The sequence below is a fragment of the Streptomyces sp. NPDC058308 genome (assembly GCF_042880275.1).
Lineage (GTDB): Bacteria > Actinomycetota > Actinomycetes > Streptomycetales > Streptomycetaceae > Streptomyces.
Genome location: NZ_JBHVZA010000020.1, coordinates 172630 through 175024 on the forward strand (window position 1 = coordinate 172630; position 2395 = coordinate 175024).

Sequence of the window (2395 nt, forward strand, 5' to 3'; positions counted from 1 at the left end):
TCCCGGCCACTCCCCCCTCCGCCCTGTCCGGCCCCCCCAGCTACCCCCCGGCCCTGGTGAAGATGATGTACCCTTGGGCCCGGGGGGGGGGGGTCCCCCATCCTACCCGGCGGGGGGCCCCCCGACCGAGGCGCTGGCCCGTGACTCTCCACCCCCACCCCGCGGTTGAGAAGTTCGCGCAGGCCGCCGCCGACCCCTCACGGCATGGAGGCATGATGGGGCGCTACGCCGCCAGGCGACTGCTCCAGATGATCCCGATCTTCATCGGGACCACTCTGTTGATTTTCCTCATGGTCCACATCCTTCCCGGAGATCCCATCCGGGCGATGTGGGGAGACAAGGCCGCCGACCCCGCACAGGTCGCGGCACTGCGCCATGAGTTCGGGCTCGACCAGCCCGTGTGGAAGCAATACACCGACTACATGGTCAACCTCTTCCAAGGGGACTTCGGCCGGACGTTCGGCGGCCGCGAGGTCGTCGACGTGATGTCGGAGGCGTTCCCGGTGACGCTCAGACTCACCGCGCTCGCCATCATCATCGAGATCATCGTCGGTATCGGTCTCGGTGCGTGGGCGGGTCTGCGTGCGGGCAAGGCGGCCGACTCCGGCGTCCTCGTCTTCACCCTGTTCGTGATCTCCATCCCGGTGTTCGTACTCGGCTACCTCGCCCGGTTCATCTTCGCGGACGAACTCGGCTGGCTGCCGCCCAATGTGCAGGACTCCACGAACCTCTCCCAGCTGTTCCTGCCCGCGTTCGTCCTGGCGATGCTCTCCATGGCGTACGTGGCACGGCTGACCCGCACCACGTTCGCCGAGAACCTGCGCGCCGACTACATGCGCACCGCGACGGCCAAGGGGCTGCCGCGCCGCCGCATCGTGGGTGTCCACCTGCTGCGCAACTCGCTGATTCCCGTGATCACCTTCATCGGCACGGACATCGGCGGCTTCATCGGCGGTGCCGTCATCACCGAGGGCATCTTCAACGTGCAGGGCGTGGGCAACCTCCTCTACAGGGCGATCCAGACGAGCGAGGGCTCGACGATCGTCGGCGTGGTGACGGTCATCGTCCTCGTCATCCTGCTGCTCAACCTGCTCATCGACCTGCTGTACGCGGTCCTGGACCCGAGGATCCGGTATGCCTGACGCACCTGTGAGCAAAACGGCCGTCGACGGTCCGCCGGCGACGGCCCGCACGGAGGACGGCGCGGACGCCGCGGCTGCGGGCGTCTCCGCCACCAAGGCCAAGGTCGGCGGCGAGCGGGAGAAGCCCCGTTCGCTCTGGGGTGACGCCTGGTTCGAGCTGCGTCACCGTCCGATGTTCTGGATCTCGGCGATCCTGCTGGTCCTGCTCCTCTTCATCGCCGCCTTCCCCGGCCTGTTCACCAGCGCCGACCCGCGCGACGGAGATCTGACCAACCACTTCCTGAGCAAGCCGGAACTGGCCCACATCTTCAAGGCCGACTGGTTCGGCTACGACGGTCAGGGCCGCTCCATCTACGCCCGGGTCATCTACGGAACCCGCGCGTCGATCCTGGTCGGCGTGGGCGTGACCACCGTCGTGACGCTGCTCGGCGGCCTGCTCGGCATGCTGGCGGGCTACTTCGGGGGCTGGATCGACTCGGTCATCTCCCGTCTCACGGACATCTTCTTCGGTCTGCCCTTCCTGCTCGGCACGATGGTCATCCTGAACGCCTTCACCGAGCGCAAGGTGTACGTGGTCATCGCGTCCCTCGCGTTCCTCGGCTGGACCTCGATCGCCCGTGTGACGCGCAGTTCCGTGATCAGCGCCAAGCAGGCCGACTACGTGACGGCGGCCCGGGCCCTCGGCGCCGGCACCACCAGAATGCTGTTCCGCCACGTGATGCCGAACGCCATCGCGCCGACCATCGTGGTCGCGACGATCGCGCTGGGCGGTTACATCTCGGCAGAGGCGACGCTCTCCTTCCTCGGACTCGGCCTCGCCGACCCGACGATCTCCTGGGGCATCGACATCTCCGAGGGCAGCAAGGCGATCCGTGACAACCCGCACGCACTGTTCTTCCCCGCGGGAATGCTGAGCATCACGGTCTTCGCGTTCATCATGCTCGGCGACGCGGTGCGCGACGCCCTCGACCCCAAGCTGCGCTGAGGGAGGCGTACGTGACCAGCATCGACATCAAAGAAGACGCCTTCCCCGCTCCCCGTTCGAGCGAGGAGAAGAGTGGCAGGCTCCTGGACGTGAAGGACCTGCACGTCGAGTTCCACACCCGTGATGGTGAGGTCAAGGCGGTGAACGGGGTCAGCTACAGCGTGGATGCGGGCGAGACGCTCGCCGTGCTTGGTGAGTCCGGTTCGGGCAAGTCCGTGACCGCGCAGGCCATCATGGGCATTCTCGACATGCCGCCCGGAAAGATCCC

At 67.1% G+C, this 2395-nt stretch carries 3 protein-coding genes; all 3 read left to right on the forward strand.

Features of this window, described 5'->3' with window-relative positions; all coding sequences use genetic code 11:
- Positions 1-215 precede the first annotated feature (215 nt).
- Positions 216-1142 (forward strand): ABC transporter permease, encoded by a 927-nt coding sequence (locus ACFVYL_RS25970; protein ID WP_389719894.1) that lies wholly within the window; start codon positions 216-218, stop codon positions 1140-1142.
- Positions 1135-2127, forward strand: a complete 993-nt coding sequence (locus ACFVYL_RS25975) for an ABC transporter permease (protein ID WP_389719886.1) — start codon at positions 1135-1137, stop codon at positions 2125-2127. The genes ACFVYL_RS25970 and ACFVYL_RS25975 overlap by 8 nt, the downstream gene beginning before the upstream one ends.
- A 20-nt stretch (positions 2128-2147) precedes the next feature.
- The coding region (locus ACFVYL_RS25980; protein ID WP_389719895.1) for an ATP-binding cassette domain-containing protein at positions 2148-2395 on the forward strand (248 nt) is incomplete at its 3' end.